Below are 18,952 nucleotides of genomic sequence, written 5' to 3' on the forward strand. Positions count from 1 at the left end.
CACCGACGCGCTTCTGTTCCTGCTTGGGGCCAAGCATAGCGCCTGGTTAGAATCAATCTACAAATTGCCGCCAAGTATCTTTTACACAAGGCCTTTTATCAACAACTGCGCCAGTTGCACGGCATTCAGGGCGGCGCCTTTGCGTACGTTATCTGACGTCAGCCACAAATTAAGTTCCGCCGGGTCGTCCACACCGGCGCGAACCCGTCCTACATACACCACATCCTGACCCACCGCATCGCCCACGGCAGTAGGGTAATCGCCCTCTTCCACCAGCTCGATGCCCGGTGCTGCTTCAAGCACACGGTTAACGGCGGCAAGGTCGACCGGCGCGCCCAATTGCAAGGACACAGTCAGGCTATCGCCAAAAAACACCGGGGCTTGAACGCAAGTTGCGGAAATCTTTAGCAAAGGAGTTTCCAGCACGGCACGCAGTTCGTGTACGAGACGTTTCTCCAAGGCCGTATGACCTTGGGCGTCTGGCTTGCCGACTTGTGCCAGCAGGTTGAAGGCCATCTGCCGATCAAAGAACTGCGGCTCCAGCGGGCGCACATTCAACAGCTCGGCGGTTTGCCGGGCCAGTTCGCTGACCGCTTCACGGCCTTGGGCCGAGACCGCCAGGTTGGCGGTGACGGCGACCCGCTGGATATCCAGCAAACCGCGCAACGGCGCCAGGACGACGGCGAGGTTGGTCGCGGACGGGCTCGGGCTGCTCAGCTGGAATGGCGCTTTCAGACCCTCGAGCACGTGGGCATTGGCCTCCGGCACCACCTGGGGTGCCTGATCGGCGGGCAAGGCTCCCGACAGGTCGATCACCGAACAGCCGGCCGCCGTGGCACGCGGCGCAAAGCTCAGTGTCGCCGCCGGACCGGCCGCGAAGAAGGCCAGTTGCACCTTGCTGAAATCGAACTCATCGACTTCGCGCACGCGCACGTTCTTGCCACGAAACGGCACCGACGCACCGGCAGAATTGCTGCCCGCTAACAGATGCAGGACGCCGACCGGGAAATTCAGCTCTTCGAGAATCTGTACCAGGGTTTCGCCAACGGTGCCGGTGGCGCCGATCACGGCGATATCAAAGGTCTGGGTCATGGAGGCTGCCTCGGGCATTGCGGGGGGAGCGGCACTTTACCGGGTGCTTGGGGGGGCAGGCAATTAAGCTGGGGCTGGTGGTGGGCTGATGATGCTATCGGGGGCAAGCCCCCCTCCCACAGTGAACAGCATTTCAACGTTGGAATTCGGTCGAATGTGGGAGGGGGCTTGCCCCCGATAGCGCCCGAAAGAACAACAAAAAACCCGCGCCTGTCACCAGTCGCGGGTTTCTTGTATTGCCTCAGGCGATCAACGCTCCAGCAGGATCCGCAGCATGCGACGCAGCGGCTCGGCCGCGCCCCACAGCAGTTGGTCGCCGACGGTAAACGCGCCCAGGTACTGGGTGCCCATGTTCAACTTGCGCAGACGGCCCACCGGTACATTCAGGGTGCCGGTGACCTTGGTCGGGCTCAGCTCCTGCATGCTGATGTCGCGGTTGTTCGGCACCAGCTTGACCCAAGGGTTGTGCTGGCTGATCAGCCCTTCGATATCGGCGATCGGCACGTCTTTGTTCAGCTTGATGGTCAGCGCCTGGCTGTGGCAGCGCATGGCGCCGATGCGTACGCAGATGCCATCCACCGGGATCGGGCTCTTGAAGCGGCCGAGGATCTTGTTGGTTTCGGCCTGGGCCTTCCACTCTTCACGGCTCTGGCCGTTCGGCAGCTCTTTGTCGATCCACGGGATCAGGCTGCCAGCCAACGGCACGCCGAAGTTCTCGGTCGGGTACGCGTCGCTGCGCATGGCTTCGGCCACGCGGCGGTCGATGTCGAGGATCGCGCTGGCCGGATCGGCCAGTTGATCAGCGACCGCCGCGTGGGTCGCGCCCATCTGCTTGATCAGCTCACGCATGTTCTGCGCGCCGGCACCGGAGGCTGCCTGATACGTCATGGCGCTCATCCACTCGACCAGGCCGGCTTCGAACAAGCCGCCCAGGCCCATCAGCATCAGGCTGACGGTGCAGTTGCCGCCGACGTAGTTCTTGGTACCTGCGTCCAGCTGCTGGTCGATGACCTTGCGGTTGACCGGGTCAAGGATGATCACGGCGTCGTCCTGCATGCGCAGGCTCGACGCGGCGTCGATCCAATAACCCTGCCAGCCGGCGTCGCGCAGCTTGGGGAAGACTTCGCTGGTGTAGTCGCCACCCTGGCAGGTCAGGATCACGTCGAGGGTTTTGAGCTCGTCAATGCTGTAGGCGTCCTTGAGCGGGGCAATATCCTTGCCCACGGACGGCCCTTGGCCACCCACGTTCGAGGTGGTGAAAAACACCGGCTCGATAAGATCGAAATCCTGCTCTTCCAGCATCCGCTGCATGAGCACGGAACCGACCATACCGCGCCAACCGATCAGACCTACACGTTTCATCGCAACTACACCTTGTTAAAAAGTGGGCCGCCTTGCAGCAACAACTGCAAGCGGGCCCGAGAGATTACAGATTCCGCAACGCGGCGACTACTGCGTCGCCCATTTCTTGCGTACCGACTTTGGTGCAACCCTGCGACCAGATGTCGCCCGTGCGCAGGCCTTGGTCCAGCACCAGGCTCACCGCCTTCTCGATCGCGTCCGCCGCAATGCCCTGGTTGAAGCTGTAGCGCAGCATCATCGACACCGACAAAATGGTCGCCAACGGGTTGGCGATACCCTGGCCGGCGATGTCCGGTGCCGACCCGTGGCATGGCTCGTACATGCCCTTGTTGTGGGTGTCCAGGGACGCCGACGGCAGCATGCCGATGGAACCGGTGAGCATCGAGGCCTGGTCGGACAGGATGTCGCCGAACAGGTTGTCGGTAACGATCACGTCAAACTGCTTCGGCGCGCGCACCAGTTGCATGGCGGCGTTGTCGACGTACATGTGGCTCAGTTCAACGTCCGGGTAGTCCTTGGCCACTTCTTCAACGATTTCGCGCCACAGTTGGCTGGACGCCAGGACGTTGGCCTTGTCCACCGAGCAAATTTTCTTGCCGCGCACACGGGCCATGTCGAAACCGACACGGACGATACGGCGGATTTCACTCTCGCTGTACGGCAGGGTGTCGTAGGCCTGACGCTCACCATTTTCCAACTCACGCACGCCACGTGGCGAGCCGAAGTAGATACCGCCGGTCAGCTCACGCACGATCAGGATATCCAGGCCCGCCACCACTTCCGGCTTGAGGCTGGAAGCGTCGGCCAGTTGCGGGTAGAGAATCGCCGGGCGCAGGTTGCCGAACAGGCCCAGTTGCGCACGGATCTTCAGCAGGCCGCGCTCAGGGCGGATATCACGCTCGATCTTGTCCCATTTCGGGCCACCCACGGCGCCGAGCAGCACAGCGTCGGCCGCACGGGCGCGGTCCAGGGTTTCATCGGCCAGAGGCACGCCGTGCTTGTCGATGGCCGCGCCGCCGATCACGTCGTGGCTCAATTCGAAGCCCAGGCTGTACTTGGTGTTGGCCAGTTCCAGGACCTTGACCGCTTCGGCCATGATTTCCGGGCCAATACCGTCGCCAGGGAGAATCAGAATCTGCTTGCTCATGCGTTCCTCATTTCATCAAGCGACCCGCCCGTGGGCAGGTCGGGAAAAATAATCAGCGTTCGGCCCAGACCACCAGTACGTCGGTGCTGAAGGTGCCGTCGGCCTGAATTTCGTAGTAATCGCGCACTTCCTGGCCCATTGCCTGCTGCAGTTGCAGGATCGCAGCACGCAAGGCCGGTGGCGTGCGCATGCGCTCGACCCATGAGCTGTATTCCAGGCGCAGGCGCTGGCGACTGCTGTTGCGCACATGCAAGCCGGCTTCGCTGAGCTGGCGCATCCACTCGGCGGCGGAATAATCGCGCACGTGGCTGGTATCGCGCAGCACTTCGACGGTTTGCAGGTAAGTGTCCAACAGCGGGCTGCCCGGTGACAAGACGTCGACAAACGCCGCCACGCCGCCCGGTTTGAGCACCCGGCGGACTTCGCGCAGGGCCAGGCCGAGGTCACTCCAATGGTGCGCCGAATAGCGGCTGAACACGAAGTCGAATTCGCCATCGGCAAACGGCAGGCGCTCGGCAGCGCCGTGCACGGTGCTGATGTTGCCCAGGCCGCGATCCTTGGCAGCGGCTGCCACCACGTCGAGCATCTGCTGGGACAGGTCGTAGGCCACCACTTCCTTGACCAGCGGGGCCACATGGAAACTCACGTGACCGGCACCGCAACCCAGGTCCAGCAGTCGCGCAGCGCCCTGCCCGGCCAGTTCGGCCTGGAGCAACGCGAATTCGGTGCCTTGGGCGTGCACGGCACTGCTCAGGTAGGCAGAGGCTTGTTCGCCGAATTGTTTTTGCACGACTTGGGTGTGGGCGGTGTTGGTCATGGTGGCATCCTTCAAGGGTTGTGTTGCTAGTACCGGCCCTATCGGGGGCAAGCCCCCTCCCACAGGGGAACGCATTCCAAATGTGGGAGAGGGCTTGCCCCCGATGAGGCCGGTCCTGCCTACATCAATTCAGGCGTCACGAAACAACCATGGCTGGCTCGCCCGGTGCTTGGCTTCAAACGCCGCAATCGCATCGCCGTCCTGCAAGGTCAGGCCGATATCGTCCAGGCCGTTGAGCAGGCAGTGCTTGCGGAACGCATCGACTTCAAAGTGATACACCTTGCCATCCGGGCGGGTCACGGTTTGCGCGGCCAGGTCAATGGTCAACTGATAACCCACATCGGCTTCCACCGCTTTGAACAGCTCATCCACTTCCGCATCGCTCAAGATGATCGGCAACAGGCCGTTCTTGAAGCTGTTGTTGAAGAAGATGTCGGCATAGCTCGGCGCGATGATGCTGCGAAAGCCATATTCTTCCAGGGCCCACGGCGCGTGCTCACGGCTGGAGCCGCAGCCGAAGTTCTCGCGGGCCAGCAGCACGCTGGCGCCCTGGTAGCGCTCGGCGTTGAGCACGAAGTCCTTGTTCAACGGGCGCTTGGAGTTGTCCTGGTAGGCGTAGCCCACGTCCAGGTAGCGCCACTCGTCGAACAGGTTAGGGCCGAAACCGGTGCGCTTGATCGACTTCAAGAACTGCTTGGGGATGATCTGGTCGGTGTCCACGTTGGCACGGTCCAACGGCGCGACAAGGCCTGTGTGTTGGGTAAAAGCTCTCATCGGGTATTCCTCAGATCAATTCGCGAACGTCGATGAAACGACCGTTGACGGCAGCCGCGGCGGCCATGGCCGGGCTGACCAGGTGGGTACGACCACCGGCGCCCTGGCGCCCTTCAAAGTTACGGTTGGAGGTGGACGCGCAATGCTCGCCGGACTCCAGGCGGTCCGGGTTCATCGCCAGGCACATCGAGCAGCCCGGCTCACGCCATTCAAAACCGGCGTCGAGGAAGATCTTGTCCAAGCCTTCCGCTTCGGCTTGCGCCTTGACCAGGCCCGACCCCGGCACCACGATGGCTTGCTTGATGGTCGAGGCGACTTTACGGCCCTTGGCGATCACCGCCGCAGCGCGCAGGTCTTCGATCCGCGAGTTGGTGCAGGAGCCGATAAACACGCGATCCAACTGGATGTCGGTGATCGCCTGGTTGGCTTTCAAGCCCATGTACTTCAATGCACGCTCGATGGAGCCACGCTTGACCAGGTCGGCTTCCTGCGCCGGGTCCGGCACGTTCTGGTCGACGGCCAGGACCATTTCCGGCGAGGTGCCCCAGCTGACTTGCGGCTTGATCTGGGCAGCGTCCAACTCGACCACGGTGTCGAACACCGCGTCGGCGTCGGAGACCAGGTCTTTCCAGGCTTCGACAGCCGCGTCCCAATCAGCGCCTTTCGGGGCAAATGGACGACCTTTGACGTATTCGATGGTTTTTTCGTCCGCCGCCACCATCCCCACACGGGCACCGGCCTCGATGGACATGTTGCAGATGGTCATGCGGCCTTCGATGGACAGGTCGCGAATGGCGCTGCCGGCGAACTCGATGGCATGGCCGTTACCGCCGGCGGTGCCGATCTTGCCGATCACCGCGAGCACGATGTCCTTGGCGGTGACGCCGAACGGCAACTTGCCTTCGACCTTCACCAACATGTTCTTCATTTTTTTGGCGACCAGGCACTGGGTGGCGAACACATGTTCCACCTCGGAGGTGCCGATGCCATGGGCCAAGGCGCCGAACGCACCGTGGGTCGAGGTGTGGGAGTCGCCGCAGACCACGGTCATGCCCGGCAAGGTGGCGCCCTGCTCCGGGCCAATCACGTGAACGATCCCTTGACGCACGTCATTCATCTTGAATTCGGTGATGCCATATTCGTCGCAGTAATCGTCGAGGGTCTGTACCTGCAAACGCGACACCGTGTCGACAATGGCGTCGATCCCGCCCTTGCGTTCCGGGGTGGTCGGCACGTTGTGGTCCGGGGTGGCGATGATGGAGTCGACGCGCCAGGGCTTGCGCCCGGCCAGCCGCAGGCCTTCGAACGCTTGGGGCGAGGTCACTTCATGGATGATGTGACGGTCGATATAGATCAGCGACGAGCCATCGTCGCGCCGTTTCACTTCATGGGAATCCCAAAGCTTGTCGTAAAGCGTTTTGCCGGCCATCAGTCGGTCCTCATCAGCGGTATTTCTATGCCCCGGGTCTTGAGACATTCAATAACCCTTTGGCTTGTGAGGCTGATGGTATGGCGCTACATTAAATAACTCAAATTCATATTTTTTATGCTTTGGATTACCAACTGGAATACAACAATGGACCTGGCCAACCTCAATGCCTTTATTGCCATCGCCGAGACCGGCAGCTTCTCCGGCGCTGGTGAACGCCTGCACCTGACCCAACCGGCCATCAGCAAGCGCATCGCCGGCCTGGAACAGCAATTGAAGGTGCGTTTATTCGATCGCCTGGGCCGTGAAGTCGGCCTGACCGAGGCCGGCCGCGCCCTGCTGCCGCGCGCTTATCAGATTCTCAACGTGCTGGACGACACCCGCCGCGCCCTCACCAACCTCACCGGCGAAGTCAGCGGGCGCCTCACCTTGGCCACCAGCCACCATATCGGCCTGCACCGTCTGCCGCCGGTATTGCGCACGTTCACCCGCACGTACCCGAACGTGGCACTGGACATCCAGTTTCTCGATTCGGAGGTCGCCTATGATGAAATTCTGCACGGTCGCGCCGAAGTGGCGGTGATCACCCTGGCGCCCGCCCCCCACAACCTGGTGCGCGCCACTCCTGTGTGGGACGACCCACTGGATTTCGTGGTGGCACCGGAGCACAGCCTGATCAGCAACGGCCCGGTCAACCTGGCCGATATCGCCGGGCACCCGGCGGTCTTTCCCGGCGGCAATACCTTTACCCATCATATTGTCAGCCGCTTGTTCGAGGCCCAGGGCCTGACGCCAAACATCGCCATGAGCACTAACTACCTGGAAACCATCAAGATGATGGTTTCCATTGGCCTGGCCTGGAGCGTGCTGCCGCGCACAATGCTCGATGACCAGGTGGCAAGTATCGCTTTGCCGGGCATACAACTCAGTCGCCAGCTAGGCTATATCGTGCACACTGAAAGGACGCTGTCGAACGCTGCGCGGGCGTTCATGAGCCTGCTGGATGCACAAGTCGATCTGCCCGGAGCATCGGCATGACACTGTGCGGCCTCAAGGCCTGACTGAACCCGCGCTGTTTGCCCATCGAGCCAAGGCCCTTTGATAATGCGCAACCCCGTCGATTCCGTGCCACCCTTACCCCGCATCTACGCCCTTGACCCTCAAGAGGCGGAACGAAGCTGGGACAGCGCTCCGCAGTTGCTGGCAGCTCTGAACGCCGCACGGCTGGGAGCGTGGTGCTGGGAAATCGAAACCGGCCGGATCAGTTGGTCCCGAGGCACCCAGGCGCTGTTTGGCTTCGACCCCCACCAGCCGCTGCCCAGGGACGTGGATTACCTTGACCTGCTGGCACCGCAGGATCGCGCCCGGGTCGTTCGGGCCTTCCACGCGGTGCTGGCCGGCGAGCCGTTCGAACAGGCCATGCACCACCACATCCAATGGCCGGATGGCAGCCACCACTGGCTGGAGATCAACGGCAACCTGGCACCGGACAAGGCCGGCCGGCGCCGCATGATCGGGGTGATCCGCGAGACCACCCGCCAACGCGAACGGGAACACGCCCTCAGCCACTCCGAAAAGCGCTTCGCGACGCTGTTTCACCTGTGCCCGAACATGGTCCTGCTGACCCGCCAGTCGGATGGCCTGATCAGCGAGGCCAACCAGTATTTCCAGATGCTGTTCGGCTGGCCATTGGCCGAAGCGATAGGCCGCACCACCCTGGAACTGGGCCTGTGGCGCCATCCCGAGCAACGCGCGCAACTGGTCAAGGCGACCCAGCGCAAAGGTGAACCCATCACCATGGAAGTACAGTTCTGCGCAAGCAGTGGACAGATCCACGATGGCACCCTCAGCGCGCAAAAAGTCGAGCTGGAGGGCGAGGCCTATTTGCTCAGCACCTTCCTCGACACCACCGAACGCAAAAACGCCGAGCAGGCCCTCAAGGACAGCCAGGAACGCCTCGACCTGGCGCTGGACTCGGCGCAGTTGGGCACCTGGGATTGGCATATCCCCAGCGGCATGCTCTACGGCTCAGCCCGTGCCGCCCAGCTGCATGGCCTGCCGGCCGAGCCCTTCCATGAATCCTTCGAGGCATTTTTCGAGGGCATGCCCAAGGAAGAGCGCGAGAACATGCGCAACGCCTATCGCACCCTGCGCGAAGGCCCGGCCGGCAATTATCAACTGACTTACCGCGTGCAACTGGAAGACGGCAGCTCACGCTACCTGGAAAGCCGCGCGCGCCTGTACCGCGACGAAAAAGGCGCTCCGCTGCGCATGGCCGGCACCCTGCTGGATATCACCGACCAGGTCGAGCGCGAACAACGGCTGACCGCCTCCGAAGAAAAATTCGCCAGCCTGTTCCAGGCCAGCCCCGACCCGATTTGCGTCACTTGCCTGGAAAGTGGCGCGTTTATCGAAATCAACCCGGCCTTCACCCAGACCTTTGGCTTCACCGCCGCCGAAGTGCTCGACAAGAGCGCCGAACAGATCGGCCTGTGGGATGAGTCGAGCAGGCGCCTGCAACGAATCGAACAAGTCATACGCGACCAGGCGCTGAACAATGTCGCCATCGTGGTGCACCACAAGGACGGCCAAAGCCTGACGTGCGTGATTTCCAGCCGACTGATCAAGGTCGGCGACCAGCCGTGCATCGTCACGACGCTGCGGGACATCACCCAGCAGCAACGCTCGGAAGCCGCGCTGAAGGCCAGCGAAGAAAAATTCGCCAAGGCGTTCCACTCCAGCCCCGACGCGATTTCCATCACCGAGCGCGACACCGGCCGCTATGTGGAAGTCAACGATGGCTTCTGCCGGCTGACCGGTTTTCGCGCCGAAGAAGCCATCGGCCTGACGCTCTACCAGATCGGCATCTGGGCCGATGAAAAACAACGCGCCGCGCTGCTGGCCGAATTGCAGCTCAAGGGGCGCATCCATCACCTGGAAATGCTCTGGCACAACAAGCGCGGCGAGGTATTGACGGTGGAAGTGTCGGTCGAACCGATCACTCTCAATGAAACCCCGTGCCTGCTGCTGACCGCTCGGGACGTGAGCCTGCTGAAAAACGCGCAGGCTCAGATTCGCCACCTGGCCTATCACGACCCGCTGACCAACCTGCCCAACCGCGCCTTGCTGATGGACCGGCTGAGCCAACAGATTGCCTTGCTCAAGCGCCATAATTTGCGCGGCGCCCTGCTGTTTCTCGACCTCGATCACTTCAAGCACATCAACGACTCCCTCGGCCATCCGGTGGGCGACACCGTATTGAAAATCGTCACTGCCCGCCTGGAAGCCAGCGTGCGCATGGAAGACACCGTGGCGCGCCTGGGAGGCGATGAATTCGTGGTGCTGCTCAGCGGCCTGGACGGCACCCGCACGGCAGTCAGCGCCCAGGTACAGGAACTGGCCGATACCCTGCGCGAACTGCTCTCGGAACCGATGTTCCTCGACGGCCATCGGCTGCAAGTCACGCCAAGCATTGGCGTAGCGCTGATTCCCGACCATGGCTCGACCCCGGCGGACCTGCTCAAGCGTGCCGACATCGCCCTGTATCGCGCCAAGGATTCCGGGCGCAACACCACGCAGATGTTCCACAACAGCATGCAGAAGACCGCCAGCGAGCGGCTGCGCATGGAAACCGACCTGCGCCTGGCCCTGTCACGCGGCGAATTCAGCGTGCATTACCAGCCCCAGGTGGATGCGCGCGGCAACAAGATTGTCGGTGCCGAAGCCCTGGTGCGCTGGCAGCATCCGCAGCTGGGCGCACAGTCGCCATCGGAATTTATCAAGGTCCTGGAAGACAGTGGCCTGATCCTCGAAGTGGGCACCTGGATCCTCGATGAAGCCTGCGCCGCGTTTCAGCAACTGATTACCGAAGGTCTGGTAGACCCGCTGAACTTCAGCCTGTGCGTGAACATCAGCCCCCGGCAGTTTCGCCAGGCCGATTTTGTCGAACGGGTGGAGCACAGCCTCAAGCAACATCAACTGCCCCACAGCCTGCTGAAACTGGAAATCACCGAAGGCATCGTGATCCAGAACCTGGAAGACACCGTGGCCAAGATGCGCCGCCTGAAAAAACTCGGCGTCAGCTTTGCCATGGACGATTTCGGCACCGGCTATTCCTCCCTGACCTACCTCAAGCGCCTGCCGGTGGATGCGCTGAAGATCGATCAGTCCTTTGTCCGCGATGCCACCCACGACCCCAACGACGCGGAAATCATCCGTGCCATCGTGGCCATGGCCCGCAGCCTGAACCTGGAAGTCATCGCCGAAGGGGTGGAGACCGCGGAGCAACTGGCGTTCCTGCAAAAGCTGGGGTGCCATTTGTTCCAAGGGTATTTGCACAGCCGGCCATTGCCGATCGAAGCGTTCAGACGGTTGCTGGAATAGCCCTCACGCCAGCTTCAAGGCCCGCAACCCGGTATTCATCCATCGCGATGACGCCAGGCGGTGTTTTTGCCCATAGTAGTCAACCGCACCGTTGACCACCGCGACCGAATGGAAACGGTCCGCCAGGGTACCGATCGCACCGTTCGCCAGCTCCTCAACAGTACTTTCGCGCATATAGCCAAACAGCCCGAGACGCCGCAGCGCCTCCCCTGGCGTTTCCCCGTCGTTGAGGGTTTCCAAAGCCACCGCATAACCCTGCCCGGCCCGCGAATCGTTATTCTCCAATTGCGCGCGCTTGGCGCTGACGGCGTACAAAAAGTTCGCATAGCTCAGCAATTGCGGGTGGGCGCCACGAAAGTTCGAGGCTTGTGTCGCCTGGCTGACTTCATCATGGCTCAATTGCAGCCTGAAGGAATCCCGCATGGTCACGTCAAAGCCATCCGGGGTGAGGTGAATGTGCTTATAGATACCCTGGGAGTCCTGCCCGAAGCGCATCAGGGCCGCCTTGATCGCTGAAACGGTGACGCAATTACCTTCCGCACCTTGATAGAACCCCTCCCAGATTTGCCCAGGCGACGGGTTTTCGGCCTTATGGGACACCGCCCGGGCATCGCTGCGCAGCGGTTTCCTATCGTCAAACAATACATACCCGTAGTCCTGATGCCTGCCCCCCTCTTTGACTAACGCGGCACCAAAGTCATGCGTCTGCATGACGCCCACCGCCCCGTTGAGCTTCATGTCGTTCGACGAGACAAACTGCGAAAGGCCGTACACCCCCATGCCCTGCAAACACCGCTTGAGCGTCTCGCCCTCGACGGTCTTTGACAAGGCCGCGCCAAACGTCGAGTAGCCTTGGGTCACCTGCTTGCGTTTCACAAAGGCGGCGAACACAAAGTTGGCATCCCTGACCGCACCGTCGTCCTCACCGGCAAAGCGTGAGGCCTGCGCCGCCTGTTCCATTTCCTGGCGCGAAAGACGAACCTTGAATTCATCCTTCATCGTGACTTCATAGCCATCACCTGAACGCTTGACCTCGTTGAACATCCCGGCAGGATGTTGTCCGAAGGTCATCATCATCAACTTGATGACCGCCGCATGGCTGCTGCAATCAAAGTTCTCGCCGAACCGACGTTGCGTCGCGTTAAATGCCCGGGCGATGTCGGCGGGCTTTTCCCCTGCATGCTTCGAGGAAGATTCCGACAAGCCCTGGCCTTGCACACCCATCGGGGTCACCGGACGAGCCAATACCGAGATATTCATCCACTGGATTCCTGATGTTTATCTAAACCGCAGAACGCGCAGCCAGGACGCACGCACACCGCCCCAGCGTTGATCGAGTACGCCCCAGAGGGCTGCTGCGTTCTTCCTTCACGTCAGTCACATAAGCGCTACAGCATCACCGTGGGTTGGCGCCCAGCCCGGGCTGCCCCATAACTCCTCCCGACCATTGATGACCGCCACCGAATGCCCGGTTCGATTGCACATCCCCAGTTGGCCGCGAGCGAGTTCACTGACGTGGACGCGCTTCATGTGTTTCCTTAATCCCAGTCGCAAAAACCCCTCCCCTGGCCCGGTCTCATCCTCGCCATCATTCAAACTGCGGATCGCAGCCTGATAACTGCGGCCCGCCGTGCGATCGTTGTTTTCCATCTGTGCCCGCTTGGCACTGACGGCGAAGAGAAACTGCGCATCCTGAAGCATGCCTCTGTCGGTACCGGCAAACTTCGCGCCCCGCGCACCTTCAATCAATTCACGATCACTCAGGGTAAGCCGGAAGTCATCACGCATGACCACGTGATAACCATCGCCCGTTTTTTGCACCTCTTTGAAAATATCCGTGGGGCTTTGGCCGAATCGATACATCGCCGCCTTGATGGCCGATACCGTCACACAGTTGCCGTCGGGCCCCTGGCGAAATCCGCTCCAGATATTGTCCGGCTTGGCGCCGTTTCGCTTATTCGAAAGGCCTGGGATATACACCGCTGGCGCCGGCCGTGGCGCCACAGGTTCTGGTACCACTCGCGGTGCCACCTCGGGGCGCGGAGGCGGTATATCGGGGACTGTTTTGTCTTTTCTATCCGATAGCAGGTTAATCAGTTGAGTAAAAAATGAGGAAAACAGCGCCACCATAGTCTGGATAGCGTCTGAATTATCACCCACTCCCATCGTACTTCCCTGCGCAGTGGGCGCGAAACGAACACCCTGCCCGGCACTAGTGGATGGCGGGGTTGAGTCATTACTGACACTCAGAGAATCCGTAGGCAGTACCTGGCGCATATCCCCGACACGCGCAATATTATTAATTGAACAACACGACATGCAGCCCTCCACGAGCAGGTACTTCGCTAAACGGTTAAGTTCAGGAAGTACGCGCTCTATTCAAAGTATCGAGATCAAGTAAGCCAGGTCAGGACATGAACTTCGGACGCGGCGCGAACCGCCAACTCCTGGGGTCGAATCGATTATCCGTAGGGGCTGGGCTGGTTAAGTCCGGGGTAACAGGAGGTGCCGGCTGTGGCGTGACCTCAGGCGTCGGCGTTACGTTGGGTTTTACATCCGACTGGACTTCAGGCTTCGGGCTGGGTGTTGTGTCGGGGTTCATGTTCAGCTTGACCTCAGACCGTGGGCTTGGCGTTACGCCTGGCTTGACCTCGGGCTTGGGACGGGGCGTTACCCAGGGTTTCACATTCAGCTCGACCTCAGGCCGTGGGCTTGGCGTTACGCCTGGCTTGACCTCGGGCTTGGGACGGGGCGTTACCCAGGGTTTCACATTCAGCTCGGCCTCAGGCCGTGGGCTTGGCGTTACGCCTGGCTTGACCTCGGGCTTGGGGCGGGGCGTTACCCAGGGTTTCACATTCAGCTCGACCTCCGGCCGTGGGCTTGGCGTCACGCCTGGCTTGACCTCGGGCTTGGGGCGGGGCGTTACCCAGGGTTTCACATTCAGCCTGGGTTCCACGACGGGCTTGGGCACGTCCGGCAGCACCCGCGGCTTCAACCCGCCGTCCGGTAACGACTGCGTATCCGGGCAATGGCAATGGCCGACGTTCACGTTCACATGCACATTGGCCTTGGCATCGTTGTTCACGCTGATGTGGGGAGGTAAAACCAGTTCCTCATGCGGCTCGTGCTCGTGCTCGTCAGGCCGCACCCATGCCGGATCAACGTACCGAGGCTCCATCGGCAGCTTCACGCCTGGCAAGTCGCGCTGCTGTGGTTTCAACGGCAGGTTGCCCTTGTCAGGGGTCACAGGCAGCTGGCGCGCGTCCGGCTTAACGCCCGGCAATTGCCCCGACTGGGGCAGTACATCAGCGGCTATGTTTCTTCCGGAAAGCACCTCGCGCATGGCCCTGAAGACCATATCAAACATGTCAAACAACTTGGTGAGTGCACCGCCATTGACTATCACGTTATTGGGCGCAACTTGGAAACAGTCACTGCGAACCGGCGCCCGAGTATCTGCCTTGGCAGGCAGCGCACTTTTATTGACATCGGCTGAAGCTGGGCTACGGTCATAGACCGACTTATCAACATTGACAAAGGGGGAGTTATTGATCGATAGCGACATTAGCAAGTTCCTTATTCAGCGCGGCCTGACGTACGTTAGTTGGCCAGGGAAGCGATAGTCTGTAGGGGCTGCGAACAACGGCGTTGCTTCACAGTCATTACATTCGTGGAACATCACGCCATCGAGTTCCTGAAATCGCGCTTCATATAAGGAAACCAAACTGAATCTTCAGACTTTTCCCCATGACTTCCAGAGGAATGCCGCGTATCAAACGGGGCCGACATGCCCTTACAGGACACACACGCTAATAAACCGCGCAACACGTCAATCACCGACATAATTCCAGAGGCCACAACACCGTCTATTGTGTTATTCCGCGCCCACGGGAATAACATCAAGCAACCCAATCATTCATTCACATTAAAAAATGAAAAACACAAAAAACCTTACATGCCATTTTATTTTGAATCTGGAATACCGTGCACTTTACTCAATGTTACCGCCTAATATTGAAACACCCTCTCCCTCACCCAAATACCCCACTACCGCTGGGGGTACCGAGTGAATCCCTACCGCCCACAAACACAAAATGCCCCGTACTTTTCGGTACGGAGCATTTACGTTGAAATACAATAAACGCTGACGCGTGGCCCCAGCGGTCCTCAACAAACACTCAAGCGTTACTGCATGACTCAGGATGGGGCATATTCAGCAGGCGACTCACCTGCTCCAACCCGGTCTCGCGGCGCAGGGCCGTAAACAGCTCGACAGCTTCGGGGTAATTACGCGTCAGCATCGCCAGCCACTGCTTCAAACGGCCCGGCGCCTGGCGTTCGGTCAACTGGGCGACCGACTGGACCCAGAAGTCCTGAAGCAAGGGCTGCAACTGCGCCCAAGTCATTTCCACCACGTCTTCGCCCGCCCGCGCCGCGGCAATCTGCCGAGCCAGGTCAGGGCGCGCTACCAGGCCACGACCGAGCATGATGTCTTCAGCGCCGCTGACTTCGCGGCAACGCTTCCAGTCTTCGACGCTCCAGATATCCCCGTTGGCGAACACCGGCACCTTGACCACGTCCTGCACCCGCGGGATCCATTCCCAATGGGCCGGGGGCTTGTAGCCATCGGTCTTGGTGCGCGCATGCACCACGATATGCGCCGCGCCACCTTCGGCCAGGGCAGTGGCGCACACCAACGCGCCGTCCGGGCTGTCGAAGCCCAGACGCATCTTGGCGGTCACCGGGATATGAGCAGGAACTGCTCGGCGTACGTGCTCGACGATCTGATTGAGCAACTCCGGCTCCTTGAGCAGCACCGCACCGCCGCGCGACTTATTGACGGTCTTGGCCGGACAGCCGAAGTTCAGGTCGATCACTTGCGAACCGAGCTCGCAGGCCAGGGCTGCGTTTTCGGCCAGGCACACCGGGTCGGAGCCAAGCAATTGCACACGCAACGGCACACCGGCAGCCGTATGGGCGCCTTGCAGCAGTTCCGGAGCGAGCTTATGGAAATAGGCGGGGGTGAGCAGGCGGTCGTTGACGCGGATGAATTCGGTCACGCACCAGTCGATACCGCCCACGCGGGTCAACACGTCCCGCAGGATGTTGTCGACCAACCCCTCCATGGGCGCCAAGGCAATTTGCATGGAAAACACTCAACAAAAATCGTGGCGCAGTTTACTGGGTTTCCCAGCGCAACCGTTAACCCCCTGTCAGGGCGGGGCCATAACCGTCGAGAAACTCTGTCGGCATACGCTTGGGCTTGCCCGTGGACAGTTCAATGCAGACGAAGGTGGTTTGCGCGCGCAGCAAGGTCGCGCCGTCACGGGGCCGGACGAGCTGGAAGCGCCGGGTCATTTTCAGGCGCTGGTCCCAATCGACGATCCAGGTCGCCAGTTGCAGCTCGTCGCCCTCATAGCCGGCCGCCAGGTAATCGATCTCATGGCGCACCACGGCCATGGCACGGTCCAGGCGACGATACTCGGTCAGGTCCAGCCCCAGGCGCTGGGAGTGGCGCCAGGCGCAGCGTTCCAGCCAGGCGACGTACACCGCGTTGTTGGCGTGCCCCAGGCCGTCAATGTCCTCAGGGGCCACCTGCAGGTCGATGATAAACGGCGTTGCCAAATCCCAGCCCATGCCTTGCTCCAGTCGATTGATGTCGGCACGGCAGTGTATCAGGCGGTCTGGCGCTCCTGTAAACGACGGCCTGCCAACAGGTCCAGCACGCCTTCGATCACACGCGGATCAGCCAGAACTTTCTGGTGCCCGCCGTGTTCCAGGCGCAGCAGGCGGCTGTCGAACCAGGCGTCATGGATAGCTTGCGAGGCGTTGACCGGAACGAAGGTATCGTCTTCGGCGTGAACGATCAGGCCAGGGATATTCATCTGGTAGTGGGCGACATCCAAGTGCTTGAGCGGCATGCCGAACGTCAGTTCCACTTCCTGGATAAACGCCGAGCGGGCCCGCGACGGCAAACCGACCATTCCGGCAAAGCCGCGCAGCACATCCAGGAAGCGCGACGGCGCCGCAATGCTCACCAGCGCTTCAGTGCGCAACCCCAACTGCACCGCCAGCATCGCACTGGCGCCGCCCATGGAATGGCCGACCACCGCGTGCAAGGGCGGCAACTCGGCCGCCGCTTCCAGCATGGCGCGGGCGAACAACAGCACATGGGCCTCACGCCCCGGCGAACGACCATGGGCCGGGCCATCGAGGGCAATCACCGAATAGCCGTTGCCCACCAACGCCGTGATCAAGCTGGCGAATTGCGTCGGCCGCCCTTCCCAACCGTGCATCAGCAACACCGCCGGCCCTTGGCCCCAACGCAGCGCCGACAGGCCGAAACGCAAGGTGATGCGCTCCGACTGGGCCAGCAGCGGCAATTCCCAATCACGCGGCGGCAGGTCTCGCGGGGTCATGAAGACCCGACGCATTTTACTGGCCACCGTGTGCGGCGCCAGGCGCCCCAAGGTGCCGTTGACGCTACGAATCCATGTGAATGCGCCCATTATGCAACCCCCTTTTCAGCGCACTGCCGACTTGGCAGCACGCAATACACGATCCGACAATTCACCCGGCCCAAGCGCACGAGCCAGGGCCAGGCCACCAATCATCAAGGCCATGTCTGCCAAGGCTTTGTCGGTATCTTCCGGGCTGGCGGCCAACTGTGCGGCCATCAACTCCACATGCTCATTGAGCACCTGGCGAAATTCGTCCGGCAGGCGGCTCATCTCGCCCACCGTCGCCGGGATGGGGCAGGCTTTGGCCGTCGAGTCGCGGTGTTTGCGCGACAGGTAGAACGCGGCCACCAGCGCACGACGCTCTTCACCGGTCAGTTGCTCGTCCATGTCGTCGATCGAAGCTCGACGCTGGGCCAGCAGTTGACTGAAGGCCTCCAGCATCAGCGCATCCTTGCTTTCAAAGTGCGCGTAAAACCCACCCACCGTCAGCCCCGCCGCGCCCATGACTTCCCCCACGCTCGGCTCGGCCGGGCCACGCTGGACCAACGCGGCACTGGCAGCCTGCAGAATGCGTTCGCGGGTTTGCGCTTTTTTATCGCTCATCGTGTGCCTCCGTCGTTCATGGGTTGAATATTATTACCATAATAATATTTCGCAAGCGAGAAGCATGACCGCCCGTCCGAACCGGCCGCCTGCAAAACGTTGGAATAAGAGTCAGGGCAAATAGAACAGGCCAGAGGGCAGAAACCCAAACGCCAGACAAACAAAAGGGCCATTCAATAATTGAATGACCCTTAAAAATCCCGCAGAGCGGGTAATCGTGGCGTCCCCTAGGGGACTCGAACCCCTGTTACCGCCGTGAAAGGGCGGTGTCCTAGGCCACTAGACGAAGGGGACACAAACCTTCTGTACAACTGACCAGGCTGATCTTGAAACCTGGCCTGATCGATCCAAGGACGGTGTGGCCGGAACCTTGGACCTGTAAATTGGTGGAGCTAAACGGGATCGAACCGTTGACCTCTTGCATGCCATGCAAGCGCTCTCCCAGCTGAGCTATAGCCCCGATTTTTCGCCTGGCGGCGCAGCAGACCTTTCGAACTGCTTGTTGAAACTGGCGTCCCCTAGGGGACTCGAACCCCTGTTACCGCCGTGAAAGGGCGGTGTCCTAGGCCACTAGACGAAGGGGACAAAACCTTCTGTACAACTGATCAGCGCTGAGGACTGATCGATTCAAGGACGGTGTGGCCAGACCTTGAACCTGTAAATTGGTGGAGCTAAACGGGATCGAACCGTTGACCTCTTGCATGCCATGCAAGCGCTCTCCCAGCTGAGCTATAGCCCCTCATCGGTGAGGACGGGGCGAATCTTAATGGCGCTTTAGAAAGGTGTCAAATTTATTTTCAACAATTTCTAAAAATTTTTGCCGGGATAACAATCACTTACCAGACAAACCCCGGAAAACCGGGGTTTGGCCGCTACAGCAGCTG

The 18,952-nt window shown here is 60.8% G+C and carries 15 protein-coding genes and 4 tRNA genes; 2 read left to right on the forward strand and 17 right to left on the reverse strand.

Annotated elements, in window-relative coordinates; translation table 11 throughout:
* Positions 1-81: 81 nt before the first annotated feature.
* From QU606_RS25330 to leuC, 6 genes are all read right to left on the reverse strand, one after another.
* Complete coding sequence (locus tag QU606_RS25330) at positions 82-1,092, reverse strand: aspartate-semialdehyde dehydrogenase (protein WP_304997759.1); 1,011 nt, start codon at positions 1,090-1,092, stop codon at positions 82-84.
* Positions 1,093-1,341: 249 nt separating this feature from the next.
* The gene (asd, locus tag QU606_RS25335; protein ID WP_024076505.1) at positions 1,342-2,454 is read right to left on the reverse strand and encodes an aspartate-semialdehyde dehydrogenase; all 1,113 of its coding nucleotides are present in this window, start codon (positions 2,452-2,454) and stop codon (positions 1,342-1,344) included.
* A 64-nt stretch (positions 2,455-2,518) separates the two neighbouring features.
* Complete coding sequence (gene leuB, locus QU606_RS25340) at positions 2,519-3,601, reverse strand: 3-isopropylmalate dehydrogenase (protein ID WP_304997760.1); 1,083 nt, start codon at positions 3,599-3,601, stop codon at positions 2,519-2,521.
* 52 nt (positions 3,602-3,653) lie between these two features.
* Positions 3,654-4,418, reverse strand: coding sequence for a class I SAM-dependent methyltransferase (locus QU606_RS25345; protein ID WP_102624574.1), 765 nt, complete (start codon positions 4,416-4,418; stop codon positions 3,654-3,656).
* Positions 4,419-4,547: 129 nt separating this feature from the next.
* On the reverse strand, positions 4,548-5,192 hold the full coding sequence (gene leuD, locus QU606_RS25350; protein ID WP_024076508.1) for a 3-isopropylmalate dehydratase small subunit: 645 nt from the start codon (positions 5,190-5,192) through the stop codon (positions 4,548-4,550).
* A 10-nt stretch (positions 5,193-5,202) separates the two neighbouring features.
* Positions 5,203-6,621: a 3-isopropylmalate dehydratase large subunit gene (gene leuC, locus QU606_RS25355; RefSeq protein WP_024076509.1), complete on the reverse strand. Its 1,419-nt coding sequence runs from the start codon at positions 6,619-6,621 to the stop codon at positions 5,203-5,205.
* 147 nt (positions 6,622-6,768) lie between these two features.
* On the opposite strand from leuC, the gene QU606_RS25360 reads away from it, so the two are divergent.
* Together QU606_RS25360 and QU606_RS25365 are read left to right on the forward strand one after the other, a co-directional pair.
* Complete coding sequence (locus tag QU606_RS25360) at positions 6,769-7,659, forward strand: LysR family transcriptional regulator (RefSeq protein ID WP_024076510.1); 891 nt, start codon at positions 6,769-6,771, stop codon at positions 7,657-7,659.
* A gap of 66 nt (positions 7,660-7,725) precedes the next feature.
* Positions 7,726-11,004, forward strand: a complete 3,279-nt coding sequence (locus tag QU606_RS25365; protein ID WP_102624573.1) for an EAL domain-containing protein — start codon at positions 7,726-7,728, stop codon at positions 11,002-11,004.
* A 3-nt stretch (positions 11,005-11,007) separates the two neighbouring features.
* On the opposite strand, the gene QU606_RS25370 is transcribed toward QU606_RS25365, so the two are convergent.
* From QU606_RS25370 to QU606_RS25420, 11 genes are all read right to left on the reverse strand, one after another.
* Positions 11,008-12,228 carry a hypothetical protein gene (locus QU606_RS25370; RefSeq protein ID WP_304998652.1) on the reverse strand — a complete coding sequence of 407 codons (1,221 nt, stop codon included), beginning with the start codon at positions 12,226-12,228 and terminating at the stop codon, positions 11,008-11,010.
* A 153-nt stretch (positions 12,229-12,381) separates the two neighbouring features.
* Positions 12,382-13,170, reverse strand: coding sequence for a hypothetical protein (locus QU606_RS25375; protein WP_227496816.1), 789 nt, complete (start codon positions 13,168-13,170; stop codon positions 12,382-12,384).
* A gap of 241 nt (positions 13,171-13,411) precedes the next feature.
* On the reverse strand, positions 13,412-14,371 hold the full coding sequence (locus QU606_RS25380) for a hypothetical protein (RefSeq protein WP_304997761.1): 960 nt from the start codon (positions 14,369-14,371) through the stop codon (positions 13,412-13,414).
* Between the two features lie 811 nt (positions 14,372-15,182).
* A complete protein-coding gene (locus tag QU606_RS25385; protein ID WP_024076515.1) occupies positions 15,183-16,151 on the reverse strand; it encodes a tRNA-dihydrouridine synthase in 969 nt (322 codons plus the stop codon).
* A 55-nt stretch (positions 16,152-16,206) separates the two neighbouring features.
* Positions 16,207-16,641: a thioesterase family protein gene (locus tag QU606_RS25390; protein WP_024076516.1), complete on the reverse strand. Its 435-nt coding sequence runs from the start codon at positions 16,639-16,641 to the stop codon at positions 16,207-16,209.
* A 38-nt stretch (positions 16,642-16,679) separates the two neighbouring features.
* Positions 16,680-17,513: an alpha/beta hydrolase gene (locus QU606_RS25395; RefSeq protein WP_024076517.1), complete on the reverse strand. Its 834-nt coding sequence runs from the start codon at positions 17,511-17,513 to the stop codon at positions 16,680-16,682.
* Positions 17,514-17,528: 15 nt separating this feature from the next.
* Positions 17,529-18,068, reverse strand: coding sequence for a TetR/AcrR family transcriptional regulator (locus tag QU606_RS25400; protein WP_069076640.1), 540 nt, complete (start codon positions 18,066-18,068; stop codon positions 17,529-17,531).
* Positions 18,069-18,286: 218 nt separating this feature from the next.
* Positions 18,287-18,362 (reverse strand) — tRNA-Glu (locus QU606_RS25405).
* A gap of 90 nt (positions 18,363-18,452) precedes the next feature.
* Positions 18,453-18,528, reverse strand: a tRNA-Ala gene (locus QU606_RS25410).
* A 49-nt stretch (positions 18,529-18,577) separates the two neighbouring features.
* Positions 18,578-18,653 (reverse strand) — tRNA-Glu (locus tag QU606_RS25415).
* 78 nt (positions 18,654-18,731) lie between these two features.
* Positions 18,732-18,807, reverse strand: a tRNA-Ala gene (locus QU606_RS25420).
* Positions 18,808-18,952 lie beyond the last annotated feature (145 nt).

This window comes from Pseudomonas sp. OVF7 (assembly GCF_030644265.1).
GTDB classification, from domain to species: Bacteria; Pseudomonadota; Gammaproteobacteria; order Pseudomonadales; family Pseudomonadaceae; genus Aquipseudomonas; species Aquipseudomonas gorinensis.